Annotated in this window: 16 protein-coding genes; all 16 read left to right on the top strand. The window is 36.3% G+C overall.

From position 1 onward, the window contains the following. Window positions 1-796, top strand: a 796-nt coding sequence (locus tag ACIQZ6_RS07965) for a SusD/RagB family nutrient-binding outer membrane lipoprotein (protein ID WP_395809905.1), incomplete at its 5' end; no start/stop codon positions are given. Window positions 797-923: 127 nt separating this feature from the next. Further along, window positions 924-2,141, top strand: coding sequence for a PLP-dependent transferase (locus tag ACIQZ6_RS07960; RefSeq protein ID WP_395809903.1), 1,218 nt, complete (start codon window positions 924-926; stop codon window positions 2,139-2,141). A 155-nt stretch (window positions 2,142-2,296) separates the two neighbouring features. Next, on the top strand, window positions 2,297-3,541 hold the full coding sequence (locus ACIQZ6_RS07955; protein WP_395809901.1) for an amidohydrolase/deacetylase family metallohydrolase: 1,245 nt from the start codon (window positions 2,297-2,299) through the stop codon (window positions 3,539-3,541). Between the two features lie 60 nt (window positions 3,542-3,601). Beyond that, entirely contained in the window at window positions 3,602-4,852 is a 1,251-nt protein-coding gene (locus ACIQZ6_RS07950) for an amidohydrolase/deacetylase family metallohydrolase (RefSeq protein ID WP_395809899.1), read from the top strand. A 149-nt stretch (window positions 4,853-5,001) separates the two neighbouring features. After that, complete coding sequence (locus ACIQZ6_RS07945) at window positions 5,002-6,807, top strand: arylsulfatase (protein WP_395809897.1); 1,806 nt, start codon at window positions 5,002-5,004, stop codon at window positions 6,805-6,807. Between the two features lie 24 nt (window positions 6,808-6,831). Then, window positions 6,832-8,073 carry a mandelate racemase/muconate lactonizing enzyme family protein gene (locus ACIQZ6_RS07940; protein ID WP_395809895.1) on the top strand — a complete coding sequence of 414 codons (1,242 nt, stop codon included), beginning with the start codon at window positions 6,832-6,834 and terminating at the stop codon, window positions 8,071-8,073. A 131-nt stretch (window positions 8,074-8,204) separates the two neighbouring features. Next, a complete protein-coding gene (locus ACIQZ6_RS07935) occupies window positions 8,205-9,386 on the top strand; it encodes a sialidase family protein (protein WP_395809893.1) in 1,182 nt (393 codons plus the stop codon). A gap of 27 nt (window positions 9,387-9,413) precedes the next feature. Then, the gene (locus ACIQZ6_RS07930; protein ID WP_395809891.1) at window positions 9,414-10,415 is read left to right on the top strand and encodes a 2-dehydro-3-deoxygalactonokinase; all 1,002 of its coding nucleotides are present in this window, start codon (window positions 9,414-9,416) and stop codon (window positions 10,413-10,415) included. Next, on the top strand, window positions 10,408-11,046 hold the full coding sequence (locus ACIQZ6_RS07925; protein ID WP_395809889.1) for a bifunctional 4-hydroxy-2-oxoglutarate aldolase/2-dehydro-3-deoxy-phosphogluconate aldolase: 639 nt from the start codon (window positions 10,408-10,410) through the stop codon (window positions 11,044-11,046). Before ACIQZ6_RS07930 ends, ACIQZ6_RS07925 begins: the two co-directional genes overlap by 8 nt. 32 nt (window positions 11,047-11,078) lie before the next feature. Continuing rightward, window positions 11,079-12,380 carry an MFS transporter gene (locus tag ACIQZ6_RS07920; RefSeq protein ID WP_395809887.1) on the top strand — a complete coding sequence of 434 codons (1,302 nt, stop codon included), beginning with the start codon at window positions 11,079-11,081 and terminating at the stop codon, window positions 12,378-12,380. 293 nt (window positions 12,381-12,673) lie between these two features. Then, window positions 12,674-13,594 (top strand): RraA family protein, encoded by a 921-nt coding sequence (locus tag ACIQZ6_RS07915; RefSeq protein ID WP_395809885.1) that lies wholly within the window; start codon window positions 12,674-12,676, stop codon window positions 13,592-13,594. 47 nt (window positions 13,595-13,641) lie between these two features. Continuing rightward, window positions 13,642-14,019, top strand: coding sequence for a transmembrane 220 family protein (locus ACIQZ6_RS07910; protein ID WP_395809883.1), 378 nt, complete (start codon window positions 13,642-13,644; stop codon window positions 14,017-14,019). A gap of 646 nt (window positions 14,020-14,665) precedes the next feature. Next, window positions 14,666-17,746 (top strand): SusC/RagA family TonB-linked outer membrane protein, encoded by a 3,081-nt coding sequence (locus tag ACIQZ6_RS07905; protein ID WP_395809881.1) that lies wholly within the window; start codon window positions 14,666-14,668, stop codon window positions 17,744-17,746. Window positions 17,747-17,765: 19 nt separating this feature from the next. Next, the gene (locus ACIQZ6_RS07900) at window positions 17,766-19,313 is read left to right on the top strand and encodes a SusD/RagB family nutrient-binding outer membrane lipoprotein (RefSeq protein WP_395809879.1); all 1,548 of its coding nucleotides are present in this window, start codon (window positions 17,766-17,768) and stop codon (window positions 19,311-19,313) included. A 396-nt stretch (window positions 19,314-19,709) separates the two neighbouring features. Next, window positions 19,710-23,003 (top strand): VCBS repeat-containing protein, encoded by a 3,294-nt coding sequence (locus ACIQZ6_RS07895; RefSeq protein WP_395809877.1) that lies wholly within the window; start codon window positions 19,710-19,712, stop codon window positions 23,001-23,003. 91 nt (window positions 23,004-23,094) lie between these two features. Beyond that, a partial coding sequence (locus ACIQZ6_RS07890) for a c-type cytochrome (RefSeq protein ID WP_395809875.1) occupies window positions 23,095-23,776 on the top strand: 682 nt, incomplete at its 3' end.

Genomic DNA, 23,776 nt, shown 5'->3' with positions numbered 1-23,776 from the left:
TGGTGATAATATAGAAGGAAGTAAATGGTCAGGTAAATTCATTGATCATTTGAAAAATACAAGTGATCCGCGCTTGCCTGTACTATCTGTTGTTTGGGTTCCAGCAGCTGGTAATACGTATACTCCAAATAATACTCCTGCTACTCAGCGTGGAATGGTTAACGGCAGTATCAACACCAGGCCAACTGATTTTGATACCTATTCCGAGCCATCTTTGCTCTATATTGACAGAGGTTCTCCAATCATAACCATGGGTCCTGCTGAAGCTTATCTAATAATAGCTGAAGCTGCAGCCAGAGGTTGGAGCGTTGGAACAACTGCACAGGCTGCCTATGATAATGGAGTTCGTGCAGCAATGGCTCAATGGGCTTTATGGCCAAGTGTTGCTCCTCATTCAGGTGTGATAACTTCTGCACAGGTTGATGCTTATTTGCTTGCAAATCCTTATCCTGCTGCTGGTACCTTTGCCAAACAGTTAGAGGTCATCTCTACTCAAAAATGGGTTTCACTGCTTGGTGATGATTATGAAGTTTATTCTAACTGGCGTCGTACAAAATACCCTGTATTTAACTATGCTAACTGGACTAACACTGCTGGTCAGAAAGTTACCTATCCAGGTAACGTAACTGCAGGTAAAATGTGGAGAAGATTCTCTTTACCTATTGCAGAACGTAACGTAAATCCAGACAACTACTATGAAGCCATTAAGCGTCAAAATTACTCTGAACAAGAGTTAGACCTTTTACAGGGCAGAATGTGGTGGGATGTGGGTCCTGGTACAGGTCAAAGTAACTAATATGCTATATTACTGAATATGTGTTTGAATAACGTAATTCATTCAGTACATTAGATTTATAAACAACAAGAGGAGATTTTTAATCTCCTCTTGTTGTTTCAACTAAAAAAAAATAAATAATAATACTATGAAACGTAGAGATCTTATTAAATACCTTTCTGTAGCTCCTATTGCAGGTGCGGCAATTGGTACGGGTGTTCCTCAAGCATTAGCGGGAACAGTAGTAACAACAGCAAAGCGCGATGTTATTAAAGAACTTGGTTTGCGAACTTTTATAAATGCTGCGGGTACCTATACTACAATGACTGCATCTTTAATGCACGATGAGGTTGTGGATACCATCCAATCAGCATCAAATCATTTTGTTATGATTAATGAAGTTCAGGATAAAGTTGGTGAAAAAATCGCTGCCATGTGCCATGCAGAATCTGCCATGGTTACTGCAGGTTGCTGGTCAGCTCTAGTTCTGGGTACTGCAGGTGTTTTAACACGCATGGATAGAAAAAAAGTAGCCCTTCTTCCAAATCTTTCAAGTTTTGAAAAGACTGAAGTGATTGTTCAAAAATCTCACAATGTAGGGTATGTACACGCTTTATCTAATACAGGTATGGTTCCGGTTGAAGTGGAAACTGCCGAAGAAATGGAAAGAGCAATTACCAGCAAAACTGCTATGATGTGGTTCCTTAATTCTAGTGGTCCAATGGGAAAAATTAAGCACGAAGAATTTGTTGCCATCGGTAAAAAACATAACATTCCAACAATGATTGATATGGCTGCTGATGTTCCTCCTGTTGAAAACCTTTGGAAATATAATGATTTAGGTTTTGATCTGGTTTGTGTATCGGGTGGGAAAGCACTTTGCGGACCGCAAAGCGCCGGAATCTTGATGGGTAAAAAAGACCTAATTGCTGCAGCGCGCCTTAACGGACCTCCAAATGGTGGTAATATAGGTCGTGGGATGAAAGTTAATAAGGAAGAAATTCTGGGCATGTATGTGGCTTTAGAAAAATATATCAATACTGATCATGCTGCTGAATGGAAAATGTGGGAAGACAGAGTTGCTACTATTGTGGCTGCTGCAAGTAAGGTGAACGGCGTAAGTACTGAAGTTTTTGTTCCTGAAGTTGCTAATCATACTCCATCATTAAAAATTACTTGGGATGCGTCTAAAGTAAAAATTACACCAAAAGAATTACACAAGAAACTACAAGATGGAAGCCCTTCAGTAGAAGTTATGACTGGGCCAGATGCAATCAATATCACCGTATTTATGTTGCAAAATGGTGAAGATAAAATTGTTGCAAAACGTGTTCAAGAAGAGCTTGCTAAGGCAGCTGTTAGTTAGTGAGATATGAGATATGAGATATGAGATGTGAGATGTGAGACCTGAGAAGGTCAAGAAATCAGTTTATTGCTGAATTCGTGCTCATATCTTGTTTCTCATATCTTATTTTTCGCCCAAACCTAATACCAATTTTTATTGTAAACATTATTCTGATTATGAAAAGAATATCCTTTCTGCTTCTTTACAGCCTTTTATTTCTTGGTTCATTTATTCAGGCTCAGACAAAAACATACAGTATCCTGATCAAAGGCGGACATGTTATCGATGCCAAAAACAATATTAATGAAAAAATGGATGTGGCTATTAAGGATGGCAAAATTGCTGCTATAGCTAAAAATATTGATCCTGCACTTGCTTCACAACTTGTGACTGCAGATGGGATGTATGTTACTCCGGGTTTAATTGATTTGCATGCGCACGTTTTTGCCGGAACAGATGACCGCGGGCTGAGTGGTGGTTTTTCTGCCTTAGCACCTGATCCATATACTTTTCGTGCAGGTGTAACCACTGTTGTTGATTGTGGTGGTGCTGGATGGGCTTCATTTGATAAGTTTAAATCCACAATTATTGATAAATCTCGTACCAGAGTACTTTCCTTTTTAAACATTGTTGGCGAAGGCATGAGAGGTGACCCTTATGAGCAGGATATAAACGATATGGATGCTCAAAAAACAGCTGAAAAAGCCTTAGCTAATAAAGATATTGTTGTAGGGTTTAAACTCGCTCATTTTGGAGCAGCAAGTTGGGTGCCTGTTGAAAAGATAGTTGCTGCAGGCAAATTGGCTAATATGCCTGTTATTATTGATTTTGGTGCTGGAAAATTACCAATTGAAGATCTCTTCTTTAAATACCTTAGGCCAGGCGATATCTTCACACATGTGTTTACTGAGCTTGAAATAAGAGACCCAATAGTAGATCTAAAAACCAGACAACTCAGACCCTTTGTTATTCCTGCACAAAAAAGAGGAATTATCTTCGATGTTGGTTTTGGTGGTGGAAGTTTTAACTTTAATCAGGCTATTCCCGCTATCAAGGCTGGGTTTTTACCCAATACCATGGGCACCGATCTTCATACAGGAAGTATGAACGGGGCAATGAAAGATCAGTTGAATGTACTGTCTATATTTCTTTCTATGGGTATGGATATTCCTTCAGTTATTTCTCGTAGTACCTGGGCTCCGGCACAAGCCATTAAGCGTGAAGATCTTGGTAACCTTTCTGTAGGTGCAGGTGCTGATATAGCAATCCTGAATGTACGTAATGGCAAATTCGGGTTTAGAGATATCGCTGGGAATAGAAATGAAGGTAAACAGAAGTTTGAATGTGAAATGACTCTTCGTGCCGGAAAAATAGTTTATGACCTCAATGCGATAGCCAGTAATCCTGAAAAAAGCAGATAATTTTTAATTCATCACTAATCATAGATTGGTTATTATTTTAAGATTTTAAGTAAAAATGCGATGAGAAAAACCTCAATTTTATTTTTGTCTATGCTATGCCTGATACTTGCCGATGCAAACGCTCAGGATACAGCTCCAATGTACACTACTATTATCAAAGGAGGCAGAGTGATCGATGCCAAAAACAATATCAATGACCTTCTAGATGTAGCCATTAAAAATGGCAAAATTGCTAAAGTTGGTAAAAACATTGATCCTGCACTTGGCCAGCAGATAGTAAATGCTACGGGTATGTATGTTACTCCCGGTTTGATTGATGTTCATGCGCATGTTTTTTGGGGAGTTGAACCTGATCACTATCTGAGCAATGGGAACGTTGGCGTTACAGCAGATGGATTTAGTTTTCGCTCTGGTGTAACCACTCTTGTAGATTGTGGCGGTGCTGGTTACAAGTCGTTTGATACGTTTAAAAGAAATATTATTGATAAATCTCAAACCCGGGTTTTATCCTTTCTGAATATTGTAGGCGAAGGAATGAGAGGTGGTGAATATGAGCAAGATGTAAGTGATATGGATGTAAAGCTTGCAGCAAAAGCTGCAATCGATAATAAAGAATATGTGGTAGGGTTTAAACTTGCGCATTTTACCAATCCTGATTGGGCTCCAGTTAAGAAGATCGTAGCTGCTGGTAATCTTGCCAATATGCCAGTAATCATTGATTTTGGTGGTGGTAAACTTCCAATTGAAGATCTCTTTTTTAAATACCTCAGGCCCGGTGATATTTATACCCATGTTTTTACTGAATTGGAAAGAAGAGATCCAATCGTAGATCTTCAAACCAGAAAACTCAGACCCTTTGTAATCCCCGCACAAAAAAGAGGAATTGTTTTTGATGTTGGATTTGGTGGCGGAAGCTTTAATTTTAATCAGGCTATCCCAGCAATTCAAGCAGGATTTCTTCCTGATTTATTGGGTACCGACCTTCACACTGGAAGTATGAATGGAGCAATGAAAGATCAATTAAATGTTTTATCTATTCATTTGGCCATGGGAATGGATATACCTTCTGTTATTGCTCGCAGCACCTGGGCTCCCGCAAAAGCTATAAAACGCCTAGAACTTGGGCATCTTTCTGAAGGTGCAATCGCTGATATCGCAATCATAAGCGTTCGACAGGGAAAATTTGGCTTCAGAGATATTGCTGGAAACAGACAAGAAGGCACCCAAAAATTAGAGTGTGAAATGACGATTAAAGACGGAAAGGTTATGTATGATCTAAATGCCATTGCTCAATCTAAGGTTAAAAAATAACGAGGTATTGTTGCAGGCTATTTAGGCTCGGTTTCCTAAATTGTAACGTATACATGATTTTATAATTTATTTGACTTAAGCTGTGTTAAATGGAATATTTATACTTGAATAATGCTTTACCTGTATAATATTAACACAAACTAATCGATATGATTCAGATATTTTCAGTTTTTTCTAAGCCATTCATGAATTTATTTAATCTTAATCGCAAGTTTTTTTCGATCTGTAGTTTTCTGCTCTTTTTATTTTTCTCTTTTCATTCTTATTCTCAAAAGCGGCCTAATATTCTTCTGATCATGACTGATGATCAGGGTATTGGCGATGTAGGGCTTCATAATAACGATATTCTGAAAACTCCCAATATGGATGCAATTGCAAATCAGGGTGCTGAAATGCGGCAGTTTATTGTGAATTTTAATTGTTCTCCTACTAGAGCCAGCATGCTTACAGGAAGAGATAATTACAGAACTGGTGTAGTAGGCGTTACAGAGACCTCGCATCTTATGAAATCAACAGAGCTTACCATCGCAAAAGTACTCTCTGATGCGGGTTATAGTACCGGAATTTTTGGAAAGTGGCACCTTGGCGATTCTTATCCAATGAGGCCCTCCGATAAGGGCTTTCAGGAAACCTTGATTCATAAAGGCGGAGGAATTGGTCAGGCATCCGACCCTCCTGGAAACTCCTATTTCAATCCAATTTTAGAGCATAATAATGTCAAGAAGGTTTTTGAAGGATATTGTGATGATATTTTTGCAGATGCAACCATTAACTTCATAGATAAAAATAAAGACAAGCCATTTTTTGCCTATTATGCAACAAATCTCCCTCATTTTCCATTAATAGTTAGCGATAAATGGGCAGATCCTTATCGCAAGATGGGTCTTCATGAACTCAATGCACTAACCTATGGCATGATTGCCAATGTGGATGCTAACATTGGTCGTTTGCTAGCTAAATTAAAAGAATTAGGAATCGAAGACAATACCATCGTAATCTTTATGTCTGATAATGGTCCAAGAACTAAACGAACAAAAAATGACCTCTATCCAGATCGTTTTGTAATGAATCTACGCGGTACAAAAACGAGTGTTTATGAAAATGGAATACGCGCTCCATTTTTTATTAAATGGCCTGGTAAGATAACTAAAGGAGTAAAATATACCAATCTGGCAGCGCATATTGATGTAATGCCTACACTTCTTGAAGCCTGTAATGTACCAATACCTAAATCTTTGAAACTGGATGGAATATCATTATTGCCCTTACTGACTAGTAAATTGAAGAGCATTCCAGAACGTGAAATATTCATTCAGGGTCATGCTGGTTCTGAACCATACAAGTATTTTCATTTTACAGTGCGAGGTCAGCGCTATAAACTTATATCTCCCAATGACGATCCATATGGAAACATTATTCGGCCTGGCATTGCAGCAGCTGATATGAAAAAACTTTTAGCTTCTTTAGAGTTATACGATATTGAGAAAGACCCTAGTGAAATTGAAAATATAGCTAAACAACACCCCGATATTGTTAAAAATATGCTTTCTCGATATGAAAACTGGTTCGATCAGGCTATGAAAGATCGTGGAAGTGATTGGCCTCAGCGTATCTATATTGGCACTAAATTTCAGCCCAATGTTCAATTATCAAGGTTTGATTGGGGTGGTCAGGGTTCAACAGGTGAGCAAACCACACGAATGGGTTATTGGGAAGTGTTTAGCAGCCCCGGTCAATATAATATTAGCCTACGTTATCAAAAAGCAACAAAATCTGGTTTTGCATATTTAAAATATCGTGGGGTAGAAAAGAAAATTGCAATTTCGGTGGGTAATACGGTTTCTAAGTTTGATGCTATCGAATTACCCGAAGGCCCGGGTAAATTTGAAGCATTTATCAAATTAGATGACCAAGATATTGGTGTACAGTATGTTGACGTAGAACGTATAAACTAATTTTTGTTTTTATTATATCAAATTATGCAAAGAAGACGATTTCTTGAATCTGCATTTCTGGGTTCGGCAGCCATGCTAATTGGTTTTCCAACCAGGAGTGCACAAGCAGCATCAACTATTAAGATCACTAAAATTAGATATTATGCGGCTCCTAACTATAATAAACCTCTTTTTAACCAGGCTCGAGGTATTGTTGAAATTGAAACTAATACAGGGATAATCGGCATTGGTGAGGGTGGTTCAAAAGACATGATCGAGCAATGTGCTCAGATGATGATCGGTGAAGATCCTTTTCGTATTGAGCATATCTGGCAATATCTATACAGAGGGATGTTTTATCCTCCGGGAAGAGAGAAATTGCATGCATTAGGCGCCCTTGAAATGGCTCTATGGGATATTAAGGGTAAAGTCTTAAATGTTCCTGTATATGAGCTCCTGGGTGGATCAACCAGAGAATTTATAGAATGTTACGCCACCGGTTTCAGGCCATCTAAAGCAAAAACTGAAGAAGAAAGAGCAACCGATTGTCTTAAAGCTGGCTTTAGGTCATATCGGATTGGACCAACAGGTGGCAATGGTGATCTTCCTTTTGATTTCTTTGAAAATGCCGATAAAACCATAGATTTTAGTAAGAGAATTGATCAAGCAGTAGGAGGTAAGGGTAATTGGGCAATCGATCTACATACCCGTTTTGATACTCCCGAAGCTGTGAAAATCTGTTCAGCATTAGAAGAATTAAGCCCATATTTTGTAGAAGATGCAATCAGATCTGAAAATCCAGGTGTTTACAGAACGTTCAGGCAAGCTACCAAAGTGCCTCTTGCAGTAGGTGAACAATTTGGCGATCGCTGGGATATTAATGAATTAATTGAACAACATCTCATAGATTATTCTAGGGTAACATTGCCTAATTGTGGTGGAATAACAGAATTAAAAAAGATTGCCTCATTGTGTGAGACCCATTATATAGGCATGATTCCACACTTTACAGGCCCTTTATCAACAGCAGCCTTAGTACATGTTTTGGGTTCAAGCAGCCCTTCAAGAGTAATGATGGAAATAGCTGGAGGTGAGGTAGAAAGACCAGCGTATTTCAATGATGATTACCTGAATTTTTCAAAAGGTAAATTGTATTTAAATCCTGAACCTGGGTTAGGTGTGAAATTTAATCCCAAAAAGGCAGATTTTATCATGGAGATTACCGAAAAAACTAAGTTTCCACATCCAGTTTTGAAGAGTCCAGATGGGGCAATTCACAATTGGTAATTTTTAGTAGATTCATTTATTTACGATGTTTATATGATTATTTCCATAAAAAATCACATTTTTAAACTTCCGGAACCTATTAAAATCCGATTCATCTTGAGAACTATATTTTATTTTTAAAACATCAGAATTTGAAAACCAGATCAATACTATTTTTCGTGATTTTCCTGACTTCCAGCTGTGGATTTCTATGGTCAGGCTGCAGTGCAAGTAAAAAAACTGCACTTGCTATTACCGGCGATAAAGATGCTTCTGCTATGGCAGAGTTTATTTATAATCCTGCAGATTCAAGATTAAAAGACAGAAAATTTGAACAGGTTCCTGCGGTTGCTGCAAGTGCAGATGGAAAGCAGGTTTTTGTGGCCTGGTATTCAGGTGGAGCTGCGCCTGGACCAGGTAATTATGTGACCTTATCGCTTAGTCAGGATTTAGGAAAATCTTGGATGAATGATCAGCTTGCTATTTATCCAACAGATAAGGCCTATCGCTTATTTGATCCCACAATTTGGAGAGATAATAAAGGGAAAATTAATTTATTCTATGGAAGTGCAAAAAATAACTTGATCTGGGACGGCTTTGGTGGTGTTAATGCGATAGAAATTAAATGGGATGGAAAGAAAATCTCTAATTCTCAGCCTATCCGAATAAGTGACGGAGTAATGAGTAATAAGCCTGTTTATTTATCTTCAAAAAAGCAGACACTTTTCCCCGTTTATATTGATAAGCCAATCCTTGGAACAAAGTCTGAAAAATCATTCCCTCAACATGGGGTGTTTGTTTATTCTAAAACGGGCAATAATCTACCATTGAGTTTTTATGCTTCAATTTATATTGATGAAGAATTAAGGATCCATGATGAACCACAACTTGTAGAAATTTCTGAAAATGGAGAATATCTTGCAATGTTGAGAACTACCAAAGGAATTTATTATACAAAAAGTAATGATTTTGGGAAAACCTGGACTAAAATACAGCCTTTTACAGCTTCTGGACCAACAACATCCAGTAGATTTTATTTAGGTAAACTTTCATCCGGTAATTTATTGTTGGTCAGTAATAATAGCACTACACGAAATAAAATGTCTGCTTTTCTTTCTAAAGATGGTGGAAAAACGTGGCCTCATAAATTACTACTTGATGAACGCGAAAATGTATCTTATCCAGATGCAGATCAAACTAATGATGGTACTATTCATGTTGTTTTTGATCGTGAAAGAACTGGTGCTAAAGATATTTTGTATTGCAGATTTACAGAAAATGATATTCTGAATGGTAATGCATCAGCTGTCTTTAAAAACAGAGTCAATAAGTAAAATTTTGAATGAAGAATTGATACGTTAATGGATAAAAATATTTTATGTTGTGATTGGGGTACAACTTCATTCAGATTAAGGCTTGTTGAAAGACAGAATTATGAGGTTCTTGCTGAATATTTAACTAAAGACGGTGTTGCAGGTACATTCAGAAACTGGAAAGAACAAGATGAGATTAATCGTTTTGATTTTTATGCAGAAATTTTAAAAAATAGCATTAAAGAATTAGCAAAAAAGACATCATTTATTTTGGATACTATTCCTGTCATTGTATCTGGAATGGCATCTTCTTCAATTGGAATGGAAGAACTTCCGTATGCAGAACTTCCGTTTGAGAGTAATGGAAGTCAAGCTTCTGTTAAGGTATTCAAAGATTTTAATGGCAAGAATGCTCCCTTGGTATTAGTTTCTGGACTTAAAAGTCATGAAGATGTGATGCGTGGAGAGGAGGCGCAGCTAATGGGTCTTCTCAAATTAAATGAGATCTCTATTCAGGCTTCAGAAAAAATTGTTTTTGTTTTTCCAGGAACACATTCAAAACACATTACTGTTAAAAATCGTTTTGTAATTGATTTTCAGACATTTATGACTGGTGAAATCTATAATATTCTTACTGAACATAGTATCTTGAAAGACTCCGTTTTAAGCGGTTCTGGTACCGTATTGATGCAACCGGATGAAATCAAAGCCTTTTTAAAAGGAGTTGAAATTTCGGGTACATCGGCACTTTTACATAGCTTGTTTACTGTTCGAACCGGACAGCTATTTGGCCAATTCACAAAACAGCAAAATTCATTTTACTTGAGTGGTTTATTAATTGGCTCAGAACTTAGGCAGCTAAAAGATGAAAATTATGACCGTTTGGTAATATGTAGTGGAAAGCATCTGTATGAACATTATAAACGTGCAGCTGAAGCTATTTCCTTGAAATTCAATACAACGTATATTCAGCCTGAACTACTAGATAAAGCAACAATAGCAGGTCAGGTACAAATTTTTAATGCAACTCAAACAACTTCAAATGAATAATCAAGAGTTTTCCTGGAACGAATTTTCAAAAGTTCCGATTGTTGGAATTATCAGGAATTTAAGTTTTGAAACTATCGAAAAAATTCTTCCAATTTATGTTTCTGCAGGCTTTACAACAATTGAAATAACCATGAATACTCAGGCTGCAGAAGAAATTATTCGTTTTGCCGCTGATAAATATAAGGGGCAGTTAAATGTTGGAGCAGGTACGGTTTGTAATACAGAAGAATTGGATCTGGCTATCCGAGCTGGTTCTCAGTTTATTGTGACCCCAATCCTTGATCCTGATGTTGTTCGAGCCTGTGTCAGTAAAAATATACCCGTATTTCCTGGAGCATATACTCCCACAGAAATTTATCAGGCATGGAAACTAGGGGCAAGCATGGTTAAGGTTTATCCTGCAACAAGCCTTGGCCCAGAATACATAAAGGATGTGAAAGCACCTTTAAATAAGATCAAGCTAATGCCTACTGGCGGAATAAATCTAGATAATATTCAAACATTTATTAAAGCTGGTGCTGATGGACTAGGTATTGGAAGTCAGCTTTTTGATAAAACACTCATCAAAGATCAAAACTGGGAAGGACTGGAATTGCATTTTAAGCAATATGTGTCAAAACTTAATTCATAAATCAAAAAACGAATCTCATAACTCTTAATACAATGACATCTCCAAAAGGAAAAAATTATCGCTGGTTAATAGTAACGCTATTATTTCTGGGCACAGTAATTAATTATCTGGATCGGCAGATTATTGGTTTATTGAAACCAACGCTTGAATTGGAGTTCAATTGGACAGAAACAGATTTCGGTAAGATTATGTCTGCATTTTCATTTGCCTATGCAATTGGATTATTGGTTTCTGGTCGGTTTATCGATAAAGTTGGAACAAAGCTTGGATATTCTGTTGCAGTAGTAGTTTGGAGCCTGGCTGGTATGGGGCATGCATTGGCAAAATCTGTTGCTGGTTTTGGGATTGCAAGATTGTCATTAGGTATAGGTGAGGCAGGTAATTTTCCTGCAGCAATGAAAGCTGTTTCAGAATGGTTTCCCAAAAAGGAAAGAGCACTTGCAACAGGTATTTTTAACTCAGGAACAGCCATTGGAGTAGTAGTAGCACTAATTATTGTTCCAATTATCATGCAGAATTATGGCTGGCATGAAGTTTTTTGGATAACCGGAGCAATGGGCTTTATTTGGTTGATTTTCTGGCTATGGCTTTATGAAATTCCAAGTAAGCAAAAAAGGTTGAGTGCTGAAGAACTTGCATATATTGAAAGTGATCATGATGATCATTCTGACCAGGTTCAGAGTACCACAAAAATTTCATGGGCTAAATTATTTACGTTTCCTCAAACATGGGCTTTTGTAACAGGTAAATTCTTGATCGATCCAATTTTTTGGTTTTTTCTATTCTGGTTGCCTTCTTATTTTTCGTCAACATTTAATCTAGATTTGAAAGTAATTAGTCCTGAATTGATGCTGATTTATGGTGCTACAACAATTGGTAGTATTGCAGGAGGATATTTCTCTTCCCAATTGATTAATAGAGGCTGGCCTACATTAAAAGCAAGAAAAGGAGTTTTACTCCTATTTGCAATTCTTGAACTTGGAATTATGATAGCTATAGCGCAGTTCGTAACCGATAAGTGGGTGGCCGTAGGATTGATAAGTTTGGCTGTAGCTGTTCATCAGGCATGGGCAACTAATATTTTTACATTGGCTTCTGATATGTTTCCAAAAGATGTGGTGAGCTCAGTGGTAGGAATCGGTGGAATGACCGGAGCAATCGGCGGAATCCTTTTCCCAATATTTGTAGGTTATTTACTGGATGTTTATAAAACGGCTAATAACCTGACTGGAGGATATAATTTAATATTCACTATTTGCGGCATTACATATTTAGTAGCATGGACCATTATACATCTGTTAACCAGAAAATCTCAGGAAGTTGTTGTTGATTAATGAGGTATGAGGTATGAGGTATGAGGTCTGAGGTATGAGGTCTGAAGTCTGCGGTATGAAGTATTGGGTTTAAGTTTTTAGGTGTTGGAATTAAAATTGGGAGAATAGGATATAATAAATTAATGTCTAGTCAATGTCTTTATTGCTTGATCTTTATTTAAATAATCAAATTTCAAACGAACGGGGATTTAGTCTTGATTCCTGGCTCTTGGTTCTTGATTCAAAATTAATACTGAATATTAACATGAACAGATAATTGTCTGACATATCAAATATAACTCTAAATGAATATCATGAGAAAATCATTTAAAACAGACTGCAAATTTATGATGATCCTTTTCGGATTGTTTATCGCACCATTTTTCACACCTCAGGCAAAAGCGCAGCTCTATAATTTTACTGAAGAGCAAATGATAAGTTTTACTGGAAAAAATCCTTATTCTAGGTTTCCAGGCGGTAGGCCGATGATTCCGGCTGCTATTTTGGATACCCTACGTAAAATGGATATTCAGGTTGTTGAAGCAATTGGCTCAATACCTAAAGAATATGCAAATCAGTATGAGGATGGATGGAAATCAATTGTTCCAGGAAAGAAGCTCATTGGTCGAGCATTCACTGTCCAGTTTATGCCTTCTCGTCCTGACTTGGTTGCAGGAATGCAAAGTGAAGCAGATAAAAATAATTTTACCGGACTGAACAACAGGACGACCATTGACATGCTTCAAAAAGACGACCTGGTGATTGTCGATTTATATGGAAAGGTACAGGGTGGTACCTATGTTGGAGATAAACTTTCTTACTATATCTGGAAAACAACAGGAACAGGTTTAATTGTAGACGGTGGAATCTATTTAACCGAGAATATTGCTCAAAGCGGCATGCAGGCTTTTTATCGGGGTACTTATCCCGGAGCCTTGAGTAATGCAACAGTATCTGGCATAAACGTGCCTATTCGTATAGGTAAAGCAGTTATTATGCCTGGCGATCTGATTATTGGTGATCAAGATGGCATTTTAGCCATTCCACCACAGTTTGTGCCAAATCTTATCGCAAATGTTGTTAAAGATCGACGTCGTGATGTGTGGATGAAAAAAGCATTTGACCTAGGTAAATATAAATCTAGTGATATCTATGGTCGCCCAAAGGACCCTAAATTATTGAAACAGTTTGAAGATTATCTTAACACTGGCGATTCCAAATTGTTACCTAATTAAATAGCAGAACTATTTTTAGCATTCAAAATGCTTTCTTATACCAATATATGAAGGTCTTTAATATCATTTTTTGTGTTCTTTTTATTGTTTCTGCAGGATTACAATACAATGATCCTGATCCTTATATATGGATACCAATTTATTTAATTGGTGCTGCAATTTCTTTTCAAGCTTTTAGAGTGAAGTATTATCCAGTATTTACACTACTGCTTTCTGCTTTGTTTATAATCTATGACCTGTACTTATTCTTTGATAAGTTTGGTGTGCTGAGCTGGTTGAATGAGCACAATGCTGAGAATATTGCTGCAAGTATGAAAGCATCTGCACCCTGGATTGAAGAAACCAGAGAGTTTTTTGGACTACTTATCTTAATCATTGTTTTGATGATCAATTATTTCGTGTCCCAAAAATCTGTTGTTAAATAGAATTAATATGGATTGTCAATCAAATCAACAGAAAGTTCATTTTTTAATTTATAAGTCGTTTCAATTATTTCATTTTTAATTGATTGCTTAACAAGGTAGACAAAGAAGGTAAGTTCTATTAGATTCTTTCTCTTTCATATTTTTGATAAACTTCAATTCTTGGATGCTTTTGAAAATAGCCTTTGCAATGGGGCGGTGTATCTACTTTAAAAATTCCTCAATTATTACTTATTAATAGGTAATAAATGTCTTATACTATAAGGTATAAATCATAAGCCAATAGTAATCTGATTCTATAATTTAAAGAGCCTAGCAAGAATCTAATTATCGCGTTCAAAAAATCATTTTTTTATAGGACTGAGCTATTTTCTGCCGTTTTTTGGCTGTGTTTCAGTTAAAAAACTTTTCAACATTTTTTTAACTGGCAGTTATTTTTTAAATATTTTTAAATTAATTAATTGTAAATCAATTAGTTATATGTTTGACTCATTGTAATATTATTGATGGAATATTATTTTATTAAAGTTTAGGAAACTAAATAAATTATTTATTTTAGAAGGTCTGATTGATTGGATATGCTATGTAGTATTTTCAATCATGATGAGTTTATTCTTATAACTTAAAATTCATTTAAAAAAAAAGAATTATGATGAGAAAAATTTACAAACTAGTCGTACTACTAGTATTATGTCAAACCTATGTGTTTGCGCAGAATATTAGTGTTACCGGTAAGGTTACCGACTCTGACAATTTACCACTACCTGCTGTAAGCATTAAGGTTAGTGGTTCAACTCAGGGAACAAGCACAGATGCTAATGGTAGTTTTACAATCTCGGTTCCATCTAATGGATCGCTGGTATTCAGCTACATTGGATTTGCAAGCCAAACTGTTGCAGTAAATGGAAGAACTACATTAAATGTTCGTCTTGAAACTGATGCAAAACAACTTGAAGGAGTAATTGTTACTGCTTTGGGTATTACAAAAGACCAGAAGGTCTTAAGTTATGCGACTCAAAAAGTCAACACTGACAATTTTCAAAAAGCCAGAGAATTAAACATTGGTAAATCTTTGATCGGTCGTGTTGCAGGTCTTGATGTAGCAGGAACTTCTTCTGGTTTAGGTGGTTCAACTCGTGTTGTACTTAGAGGTGACCGTTCTATCACTGGTAACAATGGTGCTTTGATCGTTGTTGACGGTGTACCAATGGATAACTCAAACTATAGCCCGGGTACTGGTAACGGTGGTCGTGACGGTGGTGATGGTTTATCAAGTATTAACCCTGATAACATTGAATCAATGACTGTACTAAGAGGTGCTTCTGCAACTGCTCTTTACGGTTCACGTGCTGCAAACGGTGCATTATTGATCAATACCAAAAAAGGAAGTTCACAAAAAGGTTCTGGTGTTTCTTTGAATAGCTCTTCTCAATTAGAGTCTATGATGGAACTTTACAATTTCCAAAATGAGTATGGTCAAGGTGCTGGAGGTGTTTATAACAGAGCACAAGAAGGTTCTTGGGGTCCAAAAATGACTGGTCAATCAGTTGCTTTATGGGGTAACGATCCTGCTGATGCTGGTAAAGTTTACAACATGACTCCTCAGCCAAACAACTACAGAGATTTCTATTCTGTAGGAAATCAGTTGTCTAACACGTTAGCATTTTCTGGTGGTACTGAAAAGGCTCAAACCTATTTCGCGTATACTAGAGTAGATGCAACTGGTATTATTGATAACAACAAAATGAAAAGAAATAACCTTAACTTACGTCTTACTGGTAAAGTAAGCCCTAAGTTATCTTATGATTCAAAGGTTACTTACTTGAAACAAGATATCGATAACAGACAATACACTGGTGAGGCTTATCAGAATAACCAACGTCACATCCTTCGTATTCCTCGTAACATTTCTTTAGCTCAGGCTGGAAAATACGATTACATCGATCCATCTTCTGGTAAATTACGTCAGAACTACTGGAATCCAGGATCTAACGGTGGTGAAAATCCATTCTGGACCAAAAATCGTGTAATTTCTGATGATATCAGAGACCGTGTAATGGGATTTGGTTCATTAACTTATCAAGTTACTCCAGCATTAAGCTTAATGGCTCGTGCAGGTATGGATAAGACTGTTGACAGATTTGAAGGTAAATGGTATAATGATACCTATACTATTGCTGATTTTGGTAATTACCAAACTGAAAATAGAGATGTATTAGAAACCAACTTCGACTTAATCGGTATTTTCAAGAAGAATATTCTTGAAGAATTGACTGTAGATGCAACCTTTGGTGCTTCACTTCAGCACGTAAATAGATACTCTCAATCAACCAATGCTGGTGGATTAAACAGAGATAACCTATTTATTCCTTCAAATGGTCGTGGTCCAACAGATGGTCGTGCTATCGTTGATACAGAAAAGCAAGGTGTATTTGCTACCGCAGATTTCACTTACAAAAATGCGATTACTATTTCTGGATCAGTTCGTAATGACTGGTCATCTACCTTACCAAAAGCAAATCAGTCTTACTTATTTGGTTCAGGAGGTTTCTCTGCAATCCTTTCAAACATCTTTACTTTACCTAGTGCAGTTTCTTTCGCTAAATTTAGAGGGTCTTATGCTACTACTGGTAACGATGCGAATCCATACTTGACTACTCAGTTTTATAATTTTGCTGCTGGTGGTGCTGCTGGTTTTATTTCTAGAAATGGTGTTAAGCCTTTCCCTGATCTTAAACCAGAGTTAACAACTGCTAAAGAATTAGGTTTAGAAGCTAAATTCTTTAACGATCGTTTTGGTTTTGATTTAGGAGTATATACCTCTGATTCTAAAAACCAGTTATTCACAGTTTCTCTTCCTCCAGCTTCTGGATGGAGTTCTGAGTATGTTAACGCCGGTTTAGTAAACAATAAAGGTGTTGAATTAACTTTAAATGGATCTCCAATTGCTAAAGGATCTTTCCGTTGGAATGTTGACTTGAACTTTGCTAGAAATGTTAACAAATTGGTTGAATTATCTCCTAGTTTGAAAACGTTAGCTTTAACTCAAGATTTCATGGTATTCCAGCGTGCAGTTGAAGGTGAGCCATTAGGTCAAATGTACAGTAGAGGTTATCAGCGTGATGCTAGCGGTAATGTTATAGTTGGAACTAACGGTTTACCGTTAATTACTCCTGGTACTACTGTTGACATTGGTAACTCTCGTCCAGACTGGACTGGTGGTTTAAACAACACGATTAACTACAAGAATTTTAGCATCAGTGCTTTAATTACTGCTCGTGTAGGTGGTAATGTAACTTCATTCACTAATGCGATTATCTATTCTGATGGTCAGGTTGAAGAAACATTGGCAGGAAGACAATTATTTACTTTCCCAGGTGTTACAGCTGCAGGTGGTACTAATACAGTATCTACAACTGCTGAAAACTATTGGAAATTCGTAGGTGGTCGTAATACTCCAGTTGGTGAAGTTTGGTCTTATTCTGCTACAAACGTTCGTTTACGTGAGGCATCTATAAGCTATGCATTACCAAAGAATTTATTTAAGAAAGCACCATTCCAAGCTGGATCTGTAGCTTTAGTAGGTCGTAACTTATTCTTTATTATGAATAAAGCTAAAGGTTTCGATCCTGAGTCTACTGCAGGTGCAACTAACACTTCTGTAGGTCAGGAAGGCTTTTCTTTACCTTCAACCCGTCAGATTGGTTTGAACTTGAATTTATCGTTTTAATTAATAAAAATTAATAATTATGAAAAAATATAAATTATATATTATTGCTTCAAGTTTAGCCTTGTTTACAGCAATTGGTATTTCTTCTTGTACCGACAAGTTTGAGGAGTATAATACTGATACAAGTAGATTAACAGAGCTTGATGCATCAGCTGTAGGTAATGCATTTGCTGCCTCTCAGCATAGAGGTGTTATGTTCTCTTGGCAGTTATTTAATAGTTTGTTTGGAGATTTACAGGCACAGTATTATGGTAATATCGCCCAAAACTTTCCATCAGATCGTAACGTGATGGTGGGTAACTGGTTAAATGGTGCATGGAATGGTTTTTATAACCAAACTCCTGCATTATTAGGTGTATTAGAAAATACTGCACCAGGTGGTAAAGCTGCTAATCCAGCTGTGTTTGCTATTGCAAATATTTGGAAGGTTCGTATGTATCAGCCAATGACTGATTACTGGGGTCCAATTCCTTATTCTGCTGTAGGTAATGGTAAAAAAACAGTTGATTATGATGCTCAAGATGTTATTTACAAAGACTTCTTGACTACATTAACTAAGTCAACTGCTGATCTTCAAGCCTTTAAAGGAAAAAATGTTCTTGGTAACAATGACCTTATTTATGGTGGTGATGTAGATCAGTGGATCAGATTTGCAAATACTTTACGTTTACGTATAGCTATTCGTATATCTGGTGTAGAACCAGCATTAGCTAAAACAAATGCAGAAGCTGCAGTATTAGGCGGATTAATGGAAACAAACGCTCACGATGCTTACATCAAAACTACAGCTAACAACATCAATAGCATGAACCAGGCAACTGCTTGGAACGAGTTTCGTATGAGTGCTGCTATGGAGTCAGTATTAACTGGTTACGAGGATCCTCGTATTACTAAGATGTATGCTCCAATTTCAGGTACAACTTCAACTTACAAAGGTATCCGTAATGGATTTACTCAAGTTGAGTTAGGTTTACCAGCTAATGAGAACACTAAACTTTCTAACGTGAATGATCGCTTTACTCCAGCTAATCAAAACACGAATCCATTTGAAGTTATTATGTCAGCTGAAGCTTGGTTCTTAAGAGCAGAAGGCGTATTATTAGGATGGAACATGGGTGGTGGTACTGCAAAAACGTATTATGAGAAAGGTATCGAAACATCAATGAAGCAGTGGGGTATCGCAGATGCTGCAGCAATTGCTGCTTATACTGCAAGTGCTAAAACTCCAGTTGCTGTAACAGGTGCTGTAGTTTCACCGGCATTATCTGATATTCCGGTTGCATTTTCTGCAGATGCTGCTAAGCAAAAAGAGCAAATTATCACTCAAAAGTGGATTGCTTTATGGCCAAATGGTGTTGAAGCTTGGACTGAATATCGTCGTACAGGATTCCCTAAACTTTATCCAAGAATGAACTCTGAGAGTTTATTTGTAACTAAAGATCAGGTTGTTCGTCGTGTACCATACGTAATTGGTGAAGCTCAAACAAATGCTGCTGGTGTTGCAACAGGTGTTGCAAAACTTGGTGGTGCTGATAATGAGTCTACCCGTTTATGGTGGAATAAATAATCAGATAGCTATATCTTTAAAAAGCCTTCCCGATGTATATCGGGAAGGCTTTTTTTTTGTTTATTCTATTCTATTTTTAAATGAATAGGAGGCAGTTCACATTCCTAGTTAGAATCTTTTATTTTTTTTAATCTATTAAATTGTTGAATGATTGGTTAATCATACTAATTTGACTGTTTAATCTTAAATAGATGGGTTTAATTTTGATCTAATTTTTTATATTTAATGATTGAATTGATATTTTTTCAACAAAGAATTTGAACAAAATATTTGCCATTTCAGACTCATGTATTTAATCGTTATTTTATTGATAAATATTGATTTTGTTTTGAAATATTCAGTTTAATTAAGCCGCTCAAAATGTATTTATCAAAAAGCTATTTTATTTATAATCACATGCTTAGAAACTTATTTTTTGTTTTCTTTTTTAGTTTAGTAATTACCGGTTGTGGAAGTAGTGATGATAAACTTTTTACGCTCTTAGATAAAGGCGAAACCGATATTGACTTTAGAAATATGCTGGCAGAAGGCGATGAATTAAATGTAATGAACTATTCATATTTCTATAATGGTGCAGGTGTTTCTGTTGGCGATATCAATAATGATGGCCTCCAGGATATCTTTTTTACAGGTAATATGGTTAAAAACCGACTTTTTCTAAATAAAGGGAATTTTAAATTTGAAAATATAACAGATAAAAGTGGTGTAGCATTATTGCAGGGTTGGTGTACAGGTGCTACTATGGTGGATATTAACGGTGATGGAAACCTAGATATCTATGTTTGTCGTTCGGCAGATATCGATCCGGCCCGAAGAAAAAACTTATTATTTATCAATAATGGAGATCTCACGTTTACAGAAAAGGCCGAAGAATATGGCCTAGCAGATCAGGGTTATTCTACACAGGCCTCCTTTTTTGATTATGATAAAGATGGAGATTTGGATATGTTCTTGATCAATCATTCCTTACAGAAATACAGTACAGGTGTTCAGGAAAATGTAGCTTTAAGAAAAGAGCAAAATCCGAATTTTGCAAATAAGCTGTATCGGAATGATAATGGTTATTATAAAGATATCAGTGCTGAAGCAGGCATAACTTCTAATGTACTTACATTTGGTCTGGGTGTGGCAGTTTCAGACATTAATGCGGATAGCTGGCCAGATATTTATGTATCTAATGATTTTAATGAGCCTGATTATTTATTCATGAATAATGGTAATGGAACATTTACGGATAAGCTTATAGAGAATATAGATCAGATTTCCATGTATTCTATGGGTTCTGATATTGCTGATTTTAATAATGATGCTTTGCCTGATTTGGTAACGCTCGATATGCTTCCAGAAGATAATAAAACTCAAAAGATGCATTCCGGCTCTGAAAATTTTGATAAAATGCAATTTCTGTTTGAAAAGGGCTTTTATTATCAATTTAGCAGGAACATGCTTCAAAAAAATAATGGAGATGGAACTTTTTCTGAGATTGGACAGTTGGCAGGAATTTCTAATACAGACTGGAGTTGGTCTGCTCTTTTCTCAGATTTAGATAATGATGGCAATAAAGATCTTTTTGTAACCAATGGTTATGTAAAAGATTATACTGATATGGATTTTTTAAAATTCACAATGGATCAAACCATTAAATCAAGGCAAGAAGGTAAAGAAACGACAGTAAAGGATTATATCGAAAAAATGCCAACTATTCGGATGCCTAATTATGCTTTTCATAATAAAGGAAACGATCGGTTTGAAAATAATAACAAAGAATGGGGGCTTGATCAGTCGGGTATTTCTGCTGGAGCTGCTTATGCAGATCTTGATAATGATGGCGATATGGACTTAATTGTTAGTAATACCAATGATTATGCAGGAATTTACAAGAATAATACTGAAATTTTTACCAAAAATTCTTTTTTGAAAGTTCAGTTAAAAGGTGACAAAAACAATTCTTTTGGTATTGGGGCTAAGGTTATAGCCTACGCTAAGGGTAAAAAATATTTTCAGGAACAAATTCCTGTTCGTGGATTTCAATCTTCTGTTGATCCTATATTGAATTTTGGTTTGGGAAGTACTAAGGTGCTTGATTCTTTGGTGGTTATTTGGCCAAATGATAACAAGCAAAAATTAACCAATGTAAAGGTAAACCAAACACTAACCCTTGATTTAAAGAATGCTGGTGTAGCTCCAGTTTATATTCCTTATCCTGTTTCGGAAACCTATTTTAAAAGTTCATCATCAATAAAGTATACGCATAAAGAGAATCTGTTCAACGATTTTACAATTCAAACGTTATTGCCTAATTATTTGTCGAGACAAGGCCCATGCATGGCCAAAGCTGATATAAATGGAGATGGAATTGAGGATCTTTTTATTGGTGGAGCAGCCGGACAGGCAGGTACTTTGTTTATTCAGAACTCTGGGGGCCAATTTATTGCAAAGACATCATCAGCTCTTGATGCTGATGCACAATCTGAAGATACAGCAGCTGAATTTCTTGATTGTGATCAGGATGGTGATATGGATTTATATGTTGCTAGTGGAGGTTATGAATTTGCACCAGATAATAAGTTATTACAAGACCGCCTTTATGTTAATGATGGAAAAGGGAATTTTTCAAGAAAAGTTTCTGCTCTTCCAACCATGCTAATCAGTACTGGAACCGTAAAAGCATCAGATATAGATGCTGATGGCGATATCGATTTGTTTGTTGGTGGTCGTTTACTGCCTGGAATGTACCCAAGTGCTCCTGAAAGTAAAATTCTTCTTAATGATGGTAAAGGGAATTATTCGGATGGCACAAAGAGTGTGGCTCCTGCAATTAAAAATTTGGGTATGATAACTGATGCTATTTGGCTTGATTTAAATAAAGACAAAAAGCAAGACTTAATTATTGTGGGAGAGTGGATGCCTATTAAGGTATATCTAAACCAAAATGGGAAATTAACAGATGCTTCGTCTACGTATATAAAATTCGGATCTACAGGTTGGTGGAATCGCATTTATGCAGAGGATATGGATAATGATGGTGATAAAGACCTGGTTATTGGGAATTTGGGTTTGAATGCACAGTTCAAAGCAAGTGAAAAGGAACCATTAACTATTTACTTTAAAGATTTTGATGAAAATGGTTCTATTGATCCAATTTTCTGTTATTATATCGATGGTGTTTCTTATCCTGCGGCATCTAGAGATGACCTTGCAGATCAGCTGCCGGTTATAAAGAAGAATTTCTTAGAATATCATAAATACGCAAATGCAACAATAACAGACCTATTTAAAGCTGATCAGTTAAAAGATGCAAAAATCCTGAAAGCTGAAATTCTTGAAACAATTTATCTTGAAAATACAGGTAATTCATTTAAATTAATTCACCTGCCAACAGAGGTACAATATGCTCCTGTATACGGAATAGCGTCATTGGATGCTAATGGTGACGGTAAAAAGGACTTGTTATTTGCTGGTAATAATTCATGGACTAGAATCAAGTTTGGACAATATACTGCAAGTAATGGTACCTTGGTTACGGGCACAGGACAAGGTAATTATACCTACGTTCCTCAATGGAAAAGCGGTTTAAATATTCGCGGTAATGTAAGAAGCCTGATGTCAGTTAGTTCAGGTAAAAAGTTTGGCACCCAGTTTGTTTTTGGTATCAATAACGCTGAATCACGTTTAATTAAAATTAAATGATCTTGTAAGTTTAACTAGGATTGATTTTGTTTTAATTAAATAATTTGTTGATTATTAATACTTTAACATTTAGTTTAATTTAATAATTGTAATGATAAATAGAAATTTTGTTTTTTTAATTTTTGGTATCTGTTCTTTATTGATGATCTCCTTTAAATCGGGATATCTTCAAAAAGAACCCTGGAAAGCACCTGCATCGGCTGATTCTATTAAGAGTCCAATTGCATTTTCTCCTCAGGTAATCAGAGAGGGTGAAAAGCTTTATAATATGCTTTGCGTTACTTGCCATGGCCAGAATGGTTTAGGTGACGGTCAACCTGGAAGGTTTAAAATTGAACCAGCAAATTTTCATAATAAGGTAGTTACAGATCAGAAAGATGGTGCTATATTCTGGAAACTAAGTAATGGAAAAGGTAATATGCCTGCCTATGCCACTGCCTTATCTGAAGAAAAACGATGGCAGTTGATTGCGTATATTCGTCAATTTGCTAAGCAAGATCTGAGTGCTTTTTCAAAAGCGGTGCCCGTAAAGAATTATAAGATCAACAAATCTACACCTAGCCCTTATTTTCCTTTACCACAAAAAATTACTAATGCTACGGCATCCGAAGAGTTTGTATTCATGGTTGATACTGTTGCTAAAGGTCTAAAAAGAGCCTGGAGTATCGCTTTTTTGCCAGATCAAACACTATTAATTGCTGAAAGAAGCGGAAAGATATTACGGTTTAAAAATGGTAAACGAATTGATACGCTATCGGGTAATATTCCGAAAA

Origin of the sequence: Daejeonella sp., assembly GCF_044348475.1 — a bacterium.
In the GTDB taxonomy this organism is placed as follows: Bacteria; Bacteroidota; Bacteroidia; order Sphingobacteriales; family Sphingobacteriaceae; genus Daejeonella.
Note: the sequence above shows the minus strand (reverse complement) of the source record. Positions and strands in the feature narration are given on the sequence as shown.